We start from the raw sequence: 17486 nt of genomic DNA on the forward strand, positions 1-17486 counted from the left end.
AAGGAGTACAAGCATGCAAATCCGTGTCGTACAACAAGATATTACGACCCTAGCTGTTGATGCGATTGTCAACGCTGCCAACAATTCATTGCTCGGTGGCGGCGGGGTTGATGGCGCTATTCACCGTAAAGCAGGCACGTCACTGCTTGCGGCTTGTCGAGTGATTCATGATGAGCAAGGCGGTTGTCCTACTGGCAAAGCCGTGATTACCCCTGCAGGGAATTTACCCGCCAAATATGTGATTCACACCGTCGGACCTGTTTGGCATGGCGGACAGTCAAATGAGTCAGCGCTACTTGCAAGCTGTTACACCGAATCGCTGAAACTTGCTGAGCAAAACGGCGTTAAAACCATTGCTTTTCCCAATATTTCAACGGGTGTGTATCGTTTTCCAAAACAACAAGCCGCACAAATTGCGGTAAACACCGTAAAAGATTTCGTCAAGCAAAACGAAAATAATGAATTTGAAGACATTATCTTTGTCTGTTTTGATGCAGAAAATTATCAGCTTTATCTAAATTTAGTCCAACCCGAAAATTAAAATATGCAAATTTTACATGATGGCGAAGCTTTAACTATCGCAAAGCGGTATCTGAATGCAATGTCCAAATCCATGGGCGACTGCCAACTTGCAATCATGAAAAATGAAACAATAAACCGCCTAAAGGGTGCATGATATCAGAGCCTACACACACTGCGACCAGACCTGCCAACGGGCGATTGTGTATAAATCTTGGGTCATTTTTACCGACAATCATTGGCAATATTTACAAAAATTAACAATTCAATTTTGATAAAAAAAACAGCCTAATTTTAGACTGTTTTTTTAATGTTTTTTGATTAACAAGGGCATCGCTTCATGCCACCGCCATTACTCGGGTAGCGCGCATCGACGCAGTAGCGAAAAAAGGTCTTTTCATCCATTGGCTCTAGGTCAGGATGCTGCTCCTGCATATGGCTAACGTAGGTGGCATAATCAGGGACACCGACCATCAAACGAAAGCTTTGTTGCATCCGTTTGACCAACGTGATTAGGCGGGTCATATTTTTTGGGCTAAAAATCACCTCCTTTTGCGCTTTTAAGGTCATTTTAATCAAGTTGGCGATTAACGCATTATTACTCATGTGACGCTCCTTCTATCTGCCTAGCATGGTTTTGGTGAAAATCGAGCAATTGCACAATATAAGTGCAATCGCTGTTAATTTTTCACTAATGCGGTGCAGAAATATTCAAGGGTTTTGGATCTTCATAAATCGCCTCACCTTCAACCACAGTAGGTTTATCACTTGCCAAGGCTTTTGTTAATGCGCGAATCGTACCGAAAATCATTACAATCATCACAATCATAAAGAAGCCACAAAGCACGGCATCCACATAGTTTGAGAATACGATGGTTTGCATCTCATCCAAGGTTTTGGCAGGTTTTAACACTTCACCTTTGGCAATCGCGGCGCTGTATTTGTGCGCTTGCGCTAAGAAACCAATCGCTGGGTTTTCATGGAAGATTTTTTGCCAACCTGCCGTCAGACAGGTAATCAATAAGAAAACCGTGGGTGCCACAGTGACCCAAGCGTACTTTTGTTTTTTCATTTTAAATAAAACTGCGGTACCTAGGGTTAATGCCATGGCTGCCAAGATTTGGTTACCGATGCCAAATAGCGGCCACAATGAGTTAATGCCCCCAAGCGGATCAATGACGCCTTGGTAGACAAAGAAGCCCCAAGCGGCGACTGCAATCAAAGTTGCAAGCAAATGCACGCCGAGATTGGTTGAGCCACGTACCGATGGCACCACGATGCCAATGGTATCTTGTACCATAAAACGACAAGCACGTGTCCCTGCATCGACGGCAGTCAAAATAAACAAGGCTTCAAATAAAATCGCAAAATGATACCAAAAACCCATCATCGCGGTACTACCAAAGATAGACGATAGGATATGCGCCATTCCAATCGCAAAGGTCGGTGCACCGCCTGTACGTGAGATAATAGAGCTTTCACCCACTTGCTGCGCTAATGTCGTAAGCGCATCGGGGGTAATTACAAACCCCAATTTTTGGATAGCGGCTGCCGCTGTCTCTGGGGTTGTACCTAAAAGCGCTGCTGGGGCATTAATCGCAAAGTACATACCAGGGTCAAGAATGGTGGCACAGATCATTGCCATGATACCAACCATCGACTCCATGAGCATACCACCGTAACCAATGGCGCGAGTATCTACTTCATTGTCCACAAGTTTTGGGGTCGTCCCACTCGATACCAAGGCGTGAAAACCAGAGATAGCACCACAAGCAATGGTAATAAACAAGAACGGAAATAACCCGCCTTTAAATACGGGGCCCGTACCATCGATGAATTTGGTAACCGCAGGCATTTTTAACTCTGGCATGGTAAAGACAATCGCCAGTGCCAAACCTACAATCACCCCTATTTTTAAAAAAGTTGATAAATAATCACGCGGCGCAAGCAGCAACCACACAGGCAATACCGATGCTACCACACCATAAATCATCAATGCCCAAGTCAGCTGGGTACCTGTCAAGGTAAACAATTCAGCCATCGCAGGGTCTTTGGCAATATCGCCACCAAATACAATCGCTGCCATCATCAACACAAAGCCAATGATAGACACTTCCATGATTTTACCTGGGCGTAAATAACGCATGTAGATGCCCATCAGTAGCGCGATTGGAATCGTTGCCGCGATGGTAAATAGCCCCCAAGGACTGTGTGCCAATGCTTTGACGACTACCAGTGCCAGTACGGCAAGAATGATGACCATCACACCGAGTGCACCGAGCATCACCGTAATACCCGTAAAAGTACCCAATTCGTCTTTTGCCATTTCACCCAGTGATTTGCCATCACGGCGGGTCGAGATAAATAGTACAGTAAAATCTTGTACCGCACCTGCAAATACCACCCCAATAATGAGCCATAGCGTACCTGGCAAATAACCCATTTGTGCCGCTAAGATAGGACCGACTAATGGACCTGCCCCAGCAATCGCAGCAAAGTGGTGACCAAATAAGACGTATTTATTGGTAGGCACATAATCTAAGCCATCTTTTAGGCGATGAGCGGGTGTCACGCGGCGGGGATTGAGTTCAAAGACTTTTTTGGCGATAAATAAGCTATAGTAGCGATAAGCAATGCTATACGAACACACGGCAGCAGCAACAAGCCACACGGCATTGATACTTTCGCCGCGGTGAAGGGCAATTGTCCCTAATGCCACTGCGCCAATAATTGCAACAAGTAACCATACTATCTTTGATAGCATGGGGGAGTTACTTGTCATTGCGGAATTTGTCTGCATGTCAACTCCTTTTTATATGAAGATCATCCTAGGATAGAGATAAACGCAAGTATGTTAAAAAGCAATTGTGTTAAATGGAACTAAATCAACATGTAATTACGTTAAATAATCATTGCTAGTTTTTTGTAATATTTTGCAAATTGTAACATGGATTAATGGTTATTCGTCATTCAATGTATGACTGTTACCCAATATATACTAAATTTACTGGCTTTAGCCTGCGTCGTTGTTTGGTATAATGACCCAATCGGCTTAAATGCCTGTACATTTTAGCTTATATTTTTTGACCAGCTTTACAAACTTAATCGACCGAGTCACTGCCACGGCATTTATTTTTGCATTTTTTATGTCTTTTCTTATATTTTTTTATGCTTTTTTTAATGAAACATACCCTATGAAACCAACCCAAAATCATAAGCCCCAAATGTTTGACCCAACAGCCAAAATGCCTCCGGTTGATACTGCCAGTAATGCCGATGCCAATCTGCTACATCAGTCAACTGTAACACTTGAAGGCATGCCAAAGGTGAGCGAGTTGCAAAAACTGCAATCAGATAACCGTACAGCGCGTAAGCCTTTTCAGTGGCAGTTTTTGTTGCCGCAATATTGGGGGATTTGGCTTGGGGTCGCGCTGATTTTGCCATTGATTTATTTGCCGTTGCGCTATCAATTTAAAATCGGTCATTTTTTGGGAAAATTGTTATTTGGACTGATTAAAAGCCGCCGAGCCGATACTTTGACCAATTTGTCATTGGCGTTTCCAGAACTCAGCGAAGATCAGCGTTTAGAAATGGCAGAGAAGATTTTTATCAATGCCGGTGTGGGTGTGTTTGAGAGTCTGTGTGCGTGGTATCGACCTGATGTATTTACCCGCTGTGTCACCGTATCAGGGCTGCACCATGTCAAAAACGCCCAATCGCAAGGTAAAGCGGTGATTTTACTCGGCATCCATTCAACTTTGCTCGATTTGGGTGGACGACTGACCACCATGTTTACCCCGCTGGATGTGGTGTATCGACCGCAAAACAATGCACTGCTTGATTGGTTTATTTTTAACGCGCGCGCCAAGGTTTATAGCGATCAAATCAGTCATCGCGATATGCGCCATTTTGCCAAAAATCTTAAAGACAATCATGTGGTATGGATCACCCCCGACCAAGATTTTGGGCTTAAACAAGGCGTGATGGCAGACTTTTTTGGGGTACCCGCTGCCACCTTGACCGCACCACGTCGTATGGCAAAACTCGGCAATAAAGCCAATCCGCCTGCCGTGATGATATTGCATTTTTATCGTGAAACCCCGGATGAGATGCCAAAAGGTCGCAAACCGCATTATCACATCATCTTCTCGCCTATCATTGACAACTACCCAACCGAAGATGAATTAGCGGATGCCAATCGCATCAATCAGCTATTAGAAAATTATATCCGTATCGACCCGACCCAATACATGTGGTTTCATCGGCGCTATAAAACCCAGCCTACCGGTATCCGCTATTACCGCTAATTTTGCTCATGCGAGTCATGTGGCTCATGGGGCTCAGCCAATTTTTGGCATGAATTTGTAGACAAAAACCGCTATACTAACGGACAATTTTTTTGCCTATTTTGTACTTTTTTTGCTTTTGTTTGGAATTTTGAATATGAATGATAAAACAGCCGCGCCGCGCCGCATTTTAACCGGTATTACCACCAGTGGTATTCCCCATCTTGGCAACTATGTCGGTGCCATTCGCCCAGCCATACAATCTGCTATACAAGGCGCAATTACGGGAGAAAGCGACGCTTATTTTTTCTTGGCGGATTTGCACGCACTTATCAAATGCCATGACCCTGAGGCGATTCATGCATCGACCAAGGCAATTGCAGCTACGTGGCTTGCATGTGGTCTCGACCCTGAACGGGTGGTGTTTTATCGCCAGTCGGACATTATCGAAATTCCAGAGCTAACTTGGGTACTCAACTGTAACTGTGCTAAAGGTTTGATGAACCGTGCTCACGCCTACAAAGCCGCCGTAGATGCTAACCGTGAAACGCCAGACACTGACCCTGATTTTGGCATTTCGATGGGGTTATTTAGTTATCCTGTGCTAATGGCTGCAGATATTTTGATGTTCAATGCCACCCATGTCCCTGTGGGCAAAGACCAAATCCAACATATCGAGATGGCACGTGATATAGCAGGTACCTTTAATTTTCGCTATTGTGACCCGGAAAAACCGATTTTTGTATTGCCCGAAGCCATGGTAGATGATGACACGCCGCTACTGACGGGGCTTGATGGTCGTAAAATGTCAAAAAGCTATGGCAATACCATTCCGTTATTTGGCGACGACCCACAAGTAGATGGTGAAAAAGCGCTGCGAAAAGCCATCATGCGTATTGTCACCAATTCACAATTGCCAGAAGAACCCAAAAACCCCGATGAATCCACGATTTTTGAGATTTATCGTGCATTCGCTAGCACAGAAGAACAACAACTACTGCGTCAACGTTTTGAGCAAGGTATCGGTTGGGGCGATGCCAAAGAAATGTTGTTTGAAAAAATTAACAGCGAAATTGCCCCTTTCCGTGCTCGTTACAATGAATTGATGGCGAATCCAAAAGAATTGGAAGAAATCCTACAAATGGGTGCAGAAAAAGCCCGCCGTGATGCGCGCAAACGCCTTGAAAAAGTACGAAAAGCCATTGGTATTAAACCTCTTGCCAAACTCAAAAAATAACGAGCCACTCATGTCATTTGCACACTTTAAAGCCTATACCGATAGGCTTTATCAAACCGATAAAGCCTTTGACGATGCGCAGCCCAACCGTCTCAACCGACATCGCCACCTTGAGCCTGATTCAGCCGAGTTTCTTGCCAGTCTGGTTATCAGTAAACGGGCTAAAAATATATTAGAAATCGGTACATCAACGGGCTATTCTACCCTATGGTTAGGCTATGCGTTAGCCCAAATCAATCGCGCCAATACCGAGGATACTGCCACATTGACATCGATTGATATCGATGAATGGCGATTACTAACCGCGCGCAATCACCTGCGCACCTTGCAGTTTGACCACAATATCACGCTACAACAAGTCGATGCGAAGGATTTTTTACGTCAGTCAACTGCCCATTTTGATGTGATTTTCTTGGACGCAGAGCGTAGGTTTTATGTTGACTATGTGGCTGACTTTAAGCGGTTACTGACCTTTGGTGATATGCTGATTGTCGATAATGTGATTTCTCATGCCGATGAAGTAGCAGCGTTTTTGTCAGCCTTTGAACAGGACAGCAACTATCTGTGCTCTACCCTATCAATTGGGGCAGGATTGTTTGTGGCGGTTCGACAGTAGTGACCAATTTAGCCATTCGAATTTTTGAGACGCCTGTTCAAAGTCTGCCCGAAGACCTCTATATTCCGCCTGAAGCCTTTGCCATTTGGCTGGAACAGTTTGAAGGTCCGCTGGATTTTTTGTTGTACTTAGTCAAAAAAAATAACTTTGATATCACCACCACAGCGATTTTGCCGATTACCGAGCAGTACCTGACTTATATTGATGAGTTGGATGACAATCATTTTGAATTGGCAGGCGATTATTTGCTAATGGCAAGTACCTTAATTGCTATCAAAAGCGAATTGTTACTACCAAGTCCCCAACGGCCAGAGTATGAAAAAACCCCCACCAAGCAGCTGATTGACAGACTTGAACAATACGCCCAAATCAAACACGCCAGTCAGCGTATCGATGCGTTAATGCGGCTTGAGCGCGATGTGTTTTTGGCATACGCCAGTTTGCCAAGTCCTGATATATTAGCCAAAGAGATTGCACCCTATCCTGCCACCATGCTTGCCGACAGTTTAACCAAAATGCAGCTAAAACCCGATTACCAAATGCACCACGTCAAAGCTGATATCGTGCCTTTGGCAGAGCGTATGGCAAGCATTAGCCATATGTTGGCAAGCCGTGGTCAAGGCACTTTCCACGATATATTAGATAAATCACAAGGCAAACTGGGTGTGGTGGTGAGTTTTGTCGCCATTTTGGAATTAGCCAAACAGCGGATGCTAAAATTTGTCGCACAAGAGGATGACAACGCTTCCGATGTAAGCGAACTAACCTTGATATGGGCATCGTCATGACCGATTTTAACCAACAACATCAGCTTGCCCAGCAGCATAGCAAATCTATCGAAGCGATTTTACATGCCTCAGAAACCCCGATTACTGCCAAACAGCTATGTCACTGGCTATCGATTAATCCAAACCAACTGAGCATGGCGCTCACAGTCTTGCAGCAGCGTCTATCACAAGGCGCGTTAACCTTAGCGGATACCGCGAGCGGCTACCGATTGCAAATCGCCAATGACTTTAGCCCACTTATTCAGCAAGTTTTTCCCCAGCGTCAAGAAACCTTAAGTCAAGCGCTATTAGAGACGTTAAGCGTGATTGCTTATAAACAACCGGTGACGCGTGGCGATATTGAGCAAATTCGTGGCGTGACTGTATCGAGCAATATCCTACGGCAACTATTTGATAAGGGCTGGATTATTGAGCAAGGCTTTCGCGATACGCTAGGACGTCCTGCACTACTGCATACCACCGCAGCGTTTTTAGCCGCCTTTGGGCTTAAAAGCTTGCAAGATTTACCAAAGCTAGCTGATGTGCAACAGCTTGAGATATAAAAAGCTGCCGACTGGGCAGCTTCTTAAAAACCCTGCCTCAACAACAGCCTGCCTCAAGGCAAACGGCGAGCAGGGGCGCCCCACTGGTTGACATTCGGCTTGGTATCTGTGCAATACCACACCAGCAGCACAATTCCGCCAATGACGGGGATAAAAGCAATCAGCATCCACCAGCCTGATTTATTAACATCATGTAAACGGCGAACAGCTACTGCGATATTGGGAATCACCAACGCCAAAGCAATAAGCCCCGCCACAATGCCATCGGTGCCAATCATATAATCGATGATTGCCCCACCCAGATACAACATGAGCCACGCCAAATAAAAATACCAATATTCTTTACGTCTAGCGCGCCCTTTAAAATTGGCATAATTGCTGAGACTTTTTTTAACCCAATCAAAAAAGCCATAATTTTCTTCAATCGCCCATGCTGGATTGACAGCATTCATGCCCGCTGTGTGAATAACTTGACCATAGTTGGCAGTTGTAGGGTTGTCTGTATAGCCGTGAGGGATGGGCGCAATCATGCTATCCATCGGTTTGTTCAGATTGATTGTATTGCCTGCGGCAAGACCGACAACTGCCACCGCATAACCCTGCGCATCGACACTAAATTCTACTTGTTGTCCTGCTATCGGTGCCGTGGCTTGTTGCCATTGTTGGCTAATAAATGGGTAATTTTTGCCGTCATCCCCCATGATGATACCTTGCCCATGTTGCGGCGAGAAATTGGCTATTTGCCCTTTCATTGTTATTATTCCTTGTGTTGTTATTGATTTACTTATGTCGATAATTATAACGTAAAATAATTTTTACAATGTGACATTATTTATGTTAAATTTTTGGTTAAAATACTGGTTAAAATTTAGCCACATGACTTTATACTAGCATTCAACCATCGCTTGTCCTACAATAGGCACAGGCATGAAGTTTCATGCTAGCACAACATTGTGAAATGTTGCTACCTATTAAAGGATTATTGAATGAAAGACGAAAAACTGCAAAAAGCCCTCGCCCGTCTAGGCTTAGGTTCGCGCCGTCAAATGGAAGATGTGATTCGCGAAGGTCGCGTCAGTGTTAACGGCACTGTCGCTACCATTGGCGACCGTGTCGGACAGGGCGATGAAATCCGAGTCGATGGACGTTTGCTACGTTATACCGCAGAAAACGAAAAACGCCGCCGTATCTTGATGTATTACAAGCCAGAAGGCGAAATTTGCTCAGCCCATGACCCAGAAGGTCGTCCCACGGTGTTTGAGCGCCTGCCACCCCTAAATCATGACCGCTGGGTAATGGTGGGTCGGTTGGACATCAACTCAACAGGTTTATTGCTATTTACCAATGATGGTGAACTGGCTCACCGTCTGATGCACCCATCAAATGAAATAGAGCGCGAATATGCGGTGCGTGTGATGGGCGAAGTCACCCCTGAGATTATCTTAAATCTCAAACGAGGTGTCATGCTAGAAGATGGTATGGCACAGTTTGATGACATCGTTGAAAAAGGCGGTGAAGGTATCAACAAATGGTACCAAGTCAAACTCAAAGAAGGTCGCAATCGTGAAGTACGCCGCTTATTTGAATCGCAAGGCTTAAAAGTAAGCCGATTACTGCGTATCCGTTACGGCTCTGTCAGTCTCCCAAGGGAACTTCGCACGGGTCGTTATCTTGAACTAGATCGCCGTGAGATTGACACCTTAGCAGGTCTTGTCAACATTCGTCCGCGCCAAGGCACAGGGCTTTACGGCATTGCCAAACGCCGCCAAGAACGCTTTGAGAAAAAACCGCTAAAAGCGCGCCGCGGCGGTCATCACTTACGCCGCGATAAAGAAAAAAGAAGTAGCTAACCGCTATAAAACTTACAAAAAAGCAACTTACAAAAAAAGCGTATCAAATTGATACGCTTTTTTCATTTTAATGTACCAATGTTAATCTACCATCGACTACGTGCGATTTTTGACATAGCGGTAAGTTGACGCAAATTGCTGGCTGACTTCATGAAACATCTCATTGAGCAATTCATCTAATTGCAGATTGACCCGAGCCAATACCTCAATGAGCATCTCGCCTGCGGTCATCTCCCCCTGAATTTTTTGATTGAGCTGACTGGGATGATATTTGGCAATTTGGTCATACTGGTGTACAGCTTCGGGAATCGTCTGCTCTATCAAGCGATTGACCACAAACTTATTTTCAGTCAACCATTGGGTTTGCGGGTGGTCTGGTTGATTGGCTGACTGGCTTTGGTCACGTTGCCACGCCTGATAACGAATAAGTTTGTCATGGATGGTATCAAGCAGCATCACGGCAGCGGTTGGCATACGTTCAATTGACGCGCCATCAATACCTAAAATCGAAGGTGAAGATAATCGCGGTTGTTGATTTTTTGCTTTAAACCATTTTTTATTGCTTGCATTTTTGCTAGCACGTGGCATCAACTCAAAACGGCTATCACTACCGAAGGTATTGGGAATTGGCAGGTTTGATTGGTACGCCAAGCGCATGGTTTCTGGTTTTGCCAGTGATGCGGTGGGCGGCACAGAATATTGAGACATACCGACCTCAATACCCGCCATATCATGCAGTTTATACCAAGCCAGCCTTATCCATCGATACACCAAAAAGCTTATCAATACAGTCAACAATATACCGAGCAAAATATTCATCTATACGCCCTAACAGCTTGTCTATACAATAACAGCCTGCCTATAAAAAGCAAATATAGCATTACTATGATTGCAACTGTTTAAAAATTCAAGCATGTTAGCGTTGGCTAAACCTAAAAATTCATCGGTCGAAAAAAAGTATTGCGCAAAACTTTTAGCTATTACTTTTAGCTATTAACTGCTACCCTAAATCGTCATGTTTACATGGTATGCCAATAGCGAAGTTTATTGATTTCAAATAAGAATGCCACAAACATGCCGAGATAATACGCCAGTTTAAGCTCAAAACTGTCATCTCGTAACTTAAAAGGTAATGCGCAAAGGGTGACGGCAAGCGGAATCCACAATAGCATAAACACCCAATTTTCGATGACATTGAGCCAGCCTTGCATTCCCTTGCTACTGCGTAAAGCCGCCAACCCTAACAGCAAGCAAGCAACTATCAGTGTGTTGATTAAGCCTTTTGGAAGATTGCTGGGATAAATCGATAATTCTTGCTTAGTATAATGTGGCAATGCCATTCAATAAATTCCTAAATAATTACTGAGGATTGGTGTTATGTATAGCGTCAATGTCTAGCATCAATTTGTGGCGTTAATCTCAATGTCTTGATGGGTACCGACTTACCGAGCGAACCGTTACGAATATGCCGCCATCATCCATAGCATCGCCACACAGCTAAATAACAAACCCAAGGTTAACGCATTGCGATTTTGAATCGGTGCACGCCCTGAGTAGCGATTTAACACCTTCGAGCCCACGACAAAAGCCAGTGGAATACCTAGCCAAAAAATCGCAATGGTACTCACCAGTGAGGGCAGCATTGATGATAAACTATCGCCAAACATCAACCTAAACCCAAAACCTGCCAACCCTAGCAACACCGCAAATATTGCCAGCCCAATTGTCAGACCTTTGGGTACTAAAGACGGGGATTGAACGTCCATACCAATTTCCTTGTGTATCATTGCTTGTGTAGCATTTACGCTGGCAAGCGACCGACCAAAGCCAGTTCGGCACGCATCGCATCAATCGCTTGGGGATAATCAGGTTGGTTAAATATCGCTGAACCTGCGACAAACATATCAGCCCCTGCTTCGGCTACCGCACGAATATTACTGGCTTTGATACCGCCATCGACTTCAAGGCGAATATCGCGACCCGATAGCCTAATCATTTCGCGCACCGCTTCAATTTTTTTGAGGGTACCATCAATAAATGCTTGCCCACCAAACCCTGGGTTAACACTCATCAATAAAATCTGGTCAACTTTATCCATCACATAGTCTAGATAGTGTAGCGGCGTGGCAGGATTCAGCACCAGTCCACAGTCAGCGCCCCCATCTTTGATGAGCTGTAAAGAGCGATCGACATGTTGCGTGGCTTCTGGGTGAAAGGTAATGATGCTGGCGCCGGCTTTTAAGAACTGCTCAATCATACTATCAACCGGTGACACCATCAAATGCACATCTATCGGCGCAGTTACCCCATAATCACGCAGTGCCTGACAAATCATGCTACCAAAGGTTAAATTTGGGACATAATGATTGTCCATCACGTCAAAATGCACCACGTCCGCACCTGCGGCAATAACCTTCTCGACCTCCTCGCCCAGACGGGCAAAATCTGCCGACAAAATCGAAGGGGCAATCAAAAATTGGCTATCATTGTTGGAATGGGCAAAGTTACTAGGGGCTTGTTTAGGTGAGTCTTCAAGAATTTCAGACTGGTTCATCGTCATTGTCCGTCAGCTTTGATTAAAAAGTGCGGATATTTTAGCAAAGATTATTTTAAAAAACTTCGACTATTTGGTGACTATTACTCGGTGGCTATTATTTGGTGGCTATTATTTGCTAACTGTGACTATTGACAGCGATTATTTGCTGCCCATGAAAATAAACACCGTCATAAGGCTTACAAAATTTACATTCAAGTAGTCAAAACAAGGTAGCTAGACTATGCTAAATTAGGCTAGATTATGATTGATAAGTACCAAAAAAGATAAAACCCAAGTCTTAGGGCAATAGACTTGGGTTTTAGGGCACTTCATGTCAACTATGTTATTATTATTGGCTTTCCATGATATTACTCATCCTGAGCGTCTCAACACTACCATTCCTTGGTATCATCCTTGTGTTGATGAGTTCATTGTAGGTTGTTGCACGGTTGGTTACTAGCCGCAAAAATCGGAATCTGTTGTAAGCAAATGCTTACATGGAGTTTTAGCTTGCCCGCTGTTAGCTTTCTCATGAGCCTTTCAATAATTTGCTAGCATCACTAGCGCTATCATTCTAAGATTCGGATAGCTTTTCGCCTTCTTTGACGCCTTCTTTGATGGTTTCTTTCGCCTCCTGGTGATCGGCGATGCTTGGCAAAGGTTCAGGCTGCTCATCCATGACTTCAGGTTCATATTGTAAAGTAGTCAGCACAGGAAAATGGTCGGAGCCAATGTTCGGCATACGCGCCATCGATACCAGCGTGAAGTGATTGCTATGAAAAACATGGTCAAGCGCCCAGCGCAAAAATGGGTAACTGGCATGAAAGGTATTGATGAATTTACGCCCAATGCGAGGGTCTAGTAGGCCTGAGATACGCTGGAACATGCGTGTGGTATGTGACCACGCCACATCATTGAGATCACCTGCAACAATCACCGTCAAATCGTTGGCGTTGATATGTTTGCCTACCATTAACAGCTCAGCATCCCGTGTCACCGATTTATCGGCTTCGGTTGGACTCGGTGGCATGGGGTGCAAGCAGTATAGCCAAACAACTTTCCCCATTGCTAGGCGAACTTGGGTATGAATCGATGGGATATCATCAACCACCAGATATTTTACTTAGGGATTGATAAGCTCAAGCTTTGAGTACAAATGCATACCATACAAATTATCGAGTGGTACTTTGACGTTAAATGGATAGTCAGCCTCAATGGGGCTTAAAGCGTCTTGCCACACTTGGTCAGTTTCTAGTGTCAATACAATATCGGGTTGATGGGTATGGATAAGGTCAATCAAAGCTTGTTTATTTGGATTGGTCGTCAACACATTGGCAACCAACAATTTCACTTGATAATCGCGTGATTTTGGCTGTGCCGTTTGCACTTGTTTCTTCCACAAAAACGTATAAGGCAACACCATGTACGCTTGCATAGCCAGCGCAATAAGCAGCAGTAAAATCAATCCAATTTGCCAACGACTGTCAAAAGCGCCCAGCCAAAGTAAGCCAATGAGCGCCACTACCCCAAAAAAAATCAATTGATTTCTGGGAAAATCAGCAATCCTAAACCACCATTCAAACCTAGGGATGGTTGCCCAAAAAGTTGCAAAAACCACAAAACCTGCTAGCAACTGTAACAACAGCGTCATTGTCTATCCTTTCATGTTATATTGCGGTTCACATTGGTCAATATTAGCTTGTTATCATTAGCTTGTTATCATTAGTATGGCGATATAGTAGCCACAAAAATATGGCTGATAAATTGCAGTTGTGTTGCCAAACGCTATTTTTCACCCTGACATCGCTATCAGCCTACCATCTATAGCTAAATAGATGCCCCATGTAAAAAAAAATTCACTTGCAAAACATTACAAATACAGGCAAGGTAACAGGTTACTAATTGAAAAATCAATGTGGATTTTCTGCACTATTTATTTTATTTTGTTTACAGTAAGGAAGGGTTATCATGAGTCAGCTACGCGTAGGTTTGGTCGGATGGCGTGGAATGGTCGGTTCGGTATTAATGCAACGTATGATGGATGAAAACGACTTTGAAGGGATTACCCCAGTGTTTTTCTCTACCAGTAATGCCGGTGGTGATGCCCCTACCCCAAATGGCATTGCCCCTAGCAAGCTTGAAGATGCGCATGACTTAGCGGCTTTAGCGGCTTGTGATGCCATTATTACCTGTCAAGGCGGTGACTATACTAAAGAAGTCCATCAACCGCTACGTGATAAAGGCTGGACAGGTTACTGGATTGATGCAGCAAGCACCCTGCGTATGGCGGACAATAGCGTCATCGTCCTAGACCCAGTCAACCGCAATGTCATTGATGACGCTATCAAAAATGGTCAAAAAGACTTTATCGGTGGTAACTGTACGGTATCTTTGATGTTGATGGCGATTGGCGAGTTGTTCAAACGTGATTGGGTTGAATGGGTATCTGCGATGACTTACCAAGCGGCAAGTGGTGCGGGCGCCAACAACATGCGTGAGCTTATCAAAGGCATGGGCTACATCCATGATGGCGTCGCAGACGAACTCAATAATCCGGCAGGCGCAATTTTAGAGATTGACCGTAAAGTAGCCGAATTACAACGTAGTAGCGAGTTCCCAAAACAATACTTTGGTGCACCGCTTGCTGGTAGCTTAATTCCATACATTGATGTACAACTAGAAAACGGTCAATCAAAAGAAGAGTGGAAAGGCTGTGTTGAAACCAACAAAATCTTAGGCAATGATGCAGACAAGACTAATGCCAACATTGTGCCGATTGATGGTATCTGCGTGCGTATCGGTGCCATGCGTTGTCACTCACAAGGCTTGACCATCAAACTAAAAAAAGACATCCCGCTAGAAGAAATTGAAGCTGCGCTTCGTAACAGTGGTAATGAGTGGCTAGATGTGGTAGAAAATGACAAAGCAGCAAGCGTTGAGCGTTTAACCCCAGTCGCGGTCACTGGCACCCTTAAAGTTGCCGTAGGTCGTCTTCGTAAGATGAATCTAGGGGGCGAATATTTATCTGCCTTTACCGTGGGCGATCAATTGTTATGGGGCGCGGCAGAGCCATTACGCCGCACCCTTGCGATTATCCGCAATCAATTATAAACCCAAGGTTTTATAAAAAAAACACGCTTATTAAGGCGTGTTTTTTTATGCCTGAGTAGATAAACCTGATAGTGTTAATCCCTTATTTATCCCTAAAAAACGCCATGACCAGTAAACAGGGATTGCCGTTATCAGGGTATTGTCAGGGTATTGTCAGGGTATTGATAGTACAGCGTCATTATCCAAGCATCAATCCACGCTCAAATTGCTATCAACAGCGGGCTTTATGCCAATAATAAGCGAGCCAGACTATTGAGAGTTTTGGACAAAAAGTGTAAAGTTGAGCAGATAATTTGACTGAAACTTTTGTCAAGTTGTTGGACTATCGATTAATTTGATGTTTGAATATTGCCTGTCGGTATATTGACTACCATGCGACCACACAAGTAGGCATTTTTTAACACCCATAACTATACTGTGATACCTTCAGCAAGGATTTTTTATGTCTTGGCAAAAATACTCTGTACAATTGGTATTGGGTTTTCCTTTATCGCTTCCCATTGTTGCTTATGCTGTCAATATTGGCGATACTTATGTACAAACCCAACAAAACCAACCTTTAAACGCCAGTATTAATGTCAGTGATATCAATCCAAGAACTTTTTCTGTCAAAGTCGCCCAAGCTGATGTGTATCGCCAGCTAGGCTTGTCAAAAGATGCCGATATTCAAATCAAATTTGTCCCAACCAGTAGCAATGGCGGTCAGATTGTATTGACCACCAAACGTGCGATTAATGCCCCATTTACCGATGTGGTGCTCAATATCACGGAAAATGGCGTAACCAAAACGCTGCCAAAAACCTTGTTGATGCCCATCGACAGCGCACAAAAAATCACCACGCAAGCCAATACCACGGCTTTTCAATCACCCGCGCAAAACATCGTCATAGGTTCGGCCAATCCTGTGCAGTTGCCTGTTATGTCGCCCGACCCTATGCCCATGCAGCCGATAATGTTACCATCAACCACCATCAACCAGCTGCCTAATTTACCTACAACTGGTATGCCCGCTGGCGCCGCCCCAGTGACGCTGGCTAGCGAAAACAGTGACTACCTGCGTATCCAAGAGACGCGAACGGTTCGAGCTATTCGGCCAAATGGCACTGTCTATACCCCAGCCGTGCCACAAACGCAAAACCCCATCCAAACAAACACTGCAGACAATCAATTACCAAGCCCAGCAGCTGGTTATGGCAATCAACCTTCAGACAAATCCAAATTTAAGTATAGCGCCAAAAACCCGCAAATCATTGGCGAGACAACCACTTATACACTACAGCGCAATGACAACCTTTGGACCATCGCCAGTAATATCGCAGCGGCAAACCGCAAAGATGTCGATCAAGTGATGGCAGATATCATGGCAGCCAACCCGACCGCGTTCCCCGATAACGACCCAACCAAACTTGTCGCCAATACCCCATTACAAATCCCAAAATATAAAGTAGTCCCTTCACAAATTGGGATAAAATCGGCCAATAAAGCGCGACAACAATATCGTCAAAACAAAAAACGCGTCCCGAGCAAAAAATCTGCTGCTAAACAACCAGCCACCCTAAAAACGACAAAAAAGACACGTAAAGCACAAAAAACACCGCGGCCATACGCAGCGACTAAAAAATCTGAAATGACCATCATCGCACCTAATCATACCAATGGTTCAGTGCAGGGTCAAAGTACCAACAACAAATTAGGCAAAGCGATGCCATCCCAAGTAGCGGCGCAAGTGCAGCAAAAACGCCAAGCCACCGCCCAGCAAGCCACTAAAGTTAACAAACTCAATCAAGACTTAGTAGGCGCGGAAAATCGCTTGAAAATACAAAACACCAAGCTTGCCCAATTAGAAAAACGCTTAAAAGAGTTAAACAAAAAATAATACAGCGCGTGGATGATATTGCCTGTGTGCTGTGTCATTTCATACCGTACAACAAATTTGTGGTGATTCATTAGTCGCATAAAGCGGTAGCTTATATCTTGCTATGCCCTAATGATAACTATCTA

At 44.4% G+C, this 17486-nt stretch carries 16 protein-coding genes and 2 pseudogenes; 9 read left to right on the forward strand and 9 right to left on the reverse strand.

The annotated features are described in order from the left end of the window. Positions 1-13: 13 nt before the first annotated feature. Positions 14-541, forward strand: a complete 528-nt coding sequence (locus RTL34_RS01365; protein WP_050324091.1) for an O-acetyl-ADP-ribose deacetylase — start codon at positions 14-16, stop codon at positions 539-541. Between the two features lie 109 nt (positions 542-650). On the opposite strand, the pseudogene RTL34_RS01370 reads toward RTL34_RS01365, so the two are convergent. The 3 genes and pseudogenes from RTL34_RS01370 to RTL34_RS01380 all read right to left on the reverse strand — a co-directional run. Continuing rightward, positions 651-752 (reverse strand): annotated as a pseudogene (locus RTL34_RS01370) (hypothetical protein); the annotation flags it as partial. 88 nt (positions 753-840) lie between these two features. Continuing rightward, the gene (locus tag RTL34_RS01375) at positions 841-1125 is read right to left on the reverse strand and encodes a YbdD/YjiX family protein (RefSeq protein WP_007115971.1); all 285 of its coding nucleotides are present in this window, start codon (positions 1123-1125) and stop codon (positions 841-843) included. 85 nt (positions 1126-1210) lie between these two features. Then, positions 1211-3301: a carbon starvation CstA family protein gene (locus tag RTL34_RS01380; protein WP_409455431.1), complete on the reverse strand. Its 2091-nt coding sequence runs from the start codon at positions 3299-3301 to the stop codon at positions 1211-1213. Between the two features lie 535 nt (positions 3302-3836). Here RTL34_RS01380 and RTL34_RS01385 point away from each other — a divergent pair. The 5 genes from RTL34_RS01385 (at position 3837) to scpB (ending at position 7988) form a co-directional block, all read left to right on the forward strand. Further along, entirely contained in the window at positions 3837-4826 is a 990-nt protein-coding gene (locus RTL34_RS01385) for an LpxL/LpxP family acyltransferase (RefSeq protein ID WP_312114253.1), read from the forward strand. 136 nt (positions 4827-4962) lie between these two features. Further along, on the forward strand, positions 4963-6042 hold the full coding sequence (gene trpS / locus RTL34_RS01390; protein WP_312113985.1) for a tryptophan--tRNA ligase: 1080 nt from the start codon (positions 4963-4965) through the stop codon (positions 6040-6042). 10 nt (positions 6043-6052) lie between these two features. After that, positions 6053-6658 (forward strand): O-methyltransferase, encoded by a 606-nt coding sequence (locus tag RTL34_RS01395; RefSeq protein ID WP_312113987.1) that lies wholly within the window; start codon positions 6053-6055, stop codon positions 6656-6658. Beyond that, a complete protein-coding gene (locus RTL34_RS01400; RefSeq protein ID WP_312114255.1) occupies positions 6658-7446 on the forward strand; it encodes a segregation and condensation protein A in 789 nt (262 codons plus the stop codon). The genes RTL34_RS01395 and RTL34_RS01400 overlap by 1 nt, the downstream gene beginning before the upstream one ends. Then, positions 7443-7988 (forward strand): SMC-Scp complex subunit ScpB, encoded by a 546-nt coding sequence (gene scpB / locus RTL34_RS01405; protein ID WP_065252380.1) that lies wholly within the window; start codon positions 7443-7445, stop codon positions 7986-7988. The genes RTL34_RS01400 and scpB overlap by 4 nt, the downstream gene beginning before the upstream one ends. A 53-nt stretch (positions 7989-8041) precedes the next feature. Here scpB and RTL34_RS01410 read toward each other — a convergent pair whose 3' ends face one another. Further along, the gene (locus RTL34_RS01410; RefSeq protein ID WP_099833685.1) at positions 8042-8740 is read right to left on the reverse strand and encodes a DUF805 domain-containing protein; all 699 of its coding nucleotides are present in this window, start codon (positions 8738-8740) and stop codon (positions 8042-8044) included. A 234-nt stretch (positions 8741-8974) separates the two neighbouring features. On the opposite strand from RTL34_RS01410, the gene rluB reads away from it, so the two are divergent. Beyond that, positions 8975-9838: a 23S rRNA pseudouridine(2605) synthase RluB gene (gene rluB, locus RTL34_RS01415; RefSeq protein WP_036591148.1), complete on the forward strand. Its 864-nt coding sequence runs from the start codon at positions 8975-8977 to the stop codon at positions 9836-9838. Positions 9839-9934: 96 nt separating this feature from the next. Here rluB and RTL34_RS01420 read toward each other — a convergent pair whose 3' ends face one another. The 5 genes and pseudogenes from RTL34_RS01420 to RTL34_RS01440 form a co-directional block, all read right to left on the reverse strand. After that, a complete protein-coding gene (locus RTL34_RS01420) occupies positions 9935-10657 on the reverse strand; it encodes a hypothetical protein (protein WP_203171622.1) in 723 nt (240 codons plus the stop codon). A gap of 200 nt (positions 10658-10857) precedes the next feature. Then, the gene (locus tag RTL34_RS01425) at positions 10858-11178 is read right to left on the reverse strand and encodes a hypothetical protein (protein ID WP_007115494.1); all 321 of its coding nucleotides are present in this window, start codon (positions 11176-11178) and stop codon (positions 10858-10860) included. 117 nt (positions 11179-11295) lie between these two features. Continuing rightward, entirely contained in the window at positions 11296-11604 is a 309-nt protein-coding gene (locus RTL34_RS01430; protein WP_188875439.1) for a hypothetical protein, read from the reverse strand. A gap of 35 nt (positions 11605-11639) precedes the next feature. After that, the gene (rpe, locus tag RTL34_RS01435) at positions 11640-12392 is read right to left on the reverse strand and encodes a ribulose-phosphate 3-epimerase (RefSeq protein WP_312113996.1); all 753 of its coding nucleotides are present in this window, start codon (positions 12390-12392) and stop codon (positions 11640-11642) included. A gap of 556 nt (positions 12393-12948) precedes the next feature. Further along, positions 12949-14025: pseudogene (locus RTL34_RS01440) on the reverse strand (endonuclease/exonuclease/phosphatase family protein). 317 nt (positions 14026-14342) lie between these two features. Here RTL34_RS01440 and asd point away from each other — a divergent pair. Together asd and RTL34_RS01450 are read left to right on the forward strand one after the other, a co-directional pair. Next, complete coding sequence (gene asd, locus RTL34_RS01445; RefSeq protein WP_312113997.1) at positions 14343-15485, forward strand: aspartate-semialdehyde dehydrogenase; 1143 nt, start codon at positions 14343-14345, stop codon at positions 15483-15485. A gap of 442 nt (positions 15486-15927) precedes the next feature. Next, on the forward strand, positions 15928-17361 hold the full coding sequence (locus tag RTL34_RS01450) for a type IV pilus assembly protein FimV (RefSeq protein WP_312113999.1): 1434 nt from the start codon (positions 15928-15930) through the stop codon (positions 17359-17361). Positions 17362-17486 lie beyond the last annotated feature (125 nt).

This window comes from Moraxella sp. CTOTU47915 (assembly GCF_031986685.1).
Classification (GTDB): Bacteria; Pseudomonadota; Gammaproteobacteria; order Pseudomonadales; family Moraxellaceae; genus Faucicola; species Faucicola tetraodonis.

What these genes read in the sequence shown, in the direction of transcription:
- RTL34_RS01425 (WP_007115494.1), bottom strand. Translation starts at nt 11,178, where the DNA reads ATGGCATTGCCACATTATACTAAGCAAGAATTATCGATTTATCCCAGC.
- scpB (WP_065252380.1), top strand. Translation starts at nt 7,443, where the DNA reads ATGACCGATTTTAACCAACAACATCAGCTTGCCCAGCAGCATAGCAAA.
- RTL34_RS01420 (WP_203171622.1), bottom strand. Translation starts at nt 10,657, where the DNA reads ATGAATATTTTGCTCGGTATATTGTTGACTGTATTGATAAGCTTTTTG.
- asd (WP_312113997.1), top strand. Translation starts at nt 14,343, where the DNA reads ATGAGTCAGCTACGCGTAGGTTTGGTCGGATGGCGTGGAATGGTCGGT.
- RTL34_RS01375 (WP_007115971.1), bottom strand. Translation starts at nt 1,125, where the DNA reads ATGAGTAATAATGCGTTAATCGCCAACTTGATTAAAATGACCTTAAAA.
- RTL34_RS01450 (WP_312113999.1), top strand. Translation starts at nt 15,928, where the DNA reads ATGTCTTGGCAAAAATACTCTGTACAATTGGTATTGGGTTTTCCTTTA.
- rluB (WP_036591148.1), top strand. Translation starts at nt 8,975, where the DNA reads ATGAAAGACGAAAAACTGCAAAAAGCCCTCGCCCGTCTAGGCTTAGGT.
- RTL34_RS01365 (WP_050324091.1), top strand. Translation starts at nt 14, where the DNA reads ATGCAAATCCGTGTCGTACAACAAGATATTACGACCCTAGCTGTTGAT.
- RTL34_RS01430 (WP_188875439.1), bottom strand. Translation starts at nt 11,604, where the DNA reads ATGGACGTTCAATCCCCGTCTTTAGTACCCAAAGGTCTGACAATTGGG.
- rpe (WP_312113996.1), bottom strand. Translation starts at nt 12,392, where the DNA reads ATGAACCAGTCTGAAATTCTTGAAGACTCACCTAAACAAGCCCCTAGT.
- RTL34_RS01380 (WP_409455431.1), bottom strand. Translation starts at nt 3,301, where the DNA reads ATGACAAGTAACTCCCCCATGCTATCAAAGATAGTATGGTTACTTGTT.
- trpS (WP_312113985.1), top strand. Translation starts at nt 4,963, where the DNA reads ATGAATGATAAAACAGCCGCGCCGCGCCGCATTTTAACCGGTATTACC.
- RTL34_RS01410 (WP_099833685.1), bottom strand. Translation starts at nt 8,740, where the DNA reads ATGAAAGGGCAAATAGCCAATTTCTCGCCGCAACATGGGCAAGGTATC.
- RTL34_RS01395 (WP_312113987.1), top strand. Translation starts at nt 6,053, where the DNA reads ATGTCATTTGCACACTTTAAAGCCTATACCGATAGGCTTTATCAAACC.
- RTL34_RS01385 (WP_312114253.1), top strand. Translation starts at nt 3,837, where the DNA reads ATGCCAAAGGTGAGCGAGTTGCAAAAACTGCAATCAGATAACCGTACA.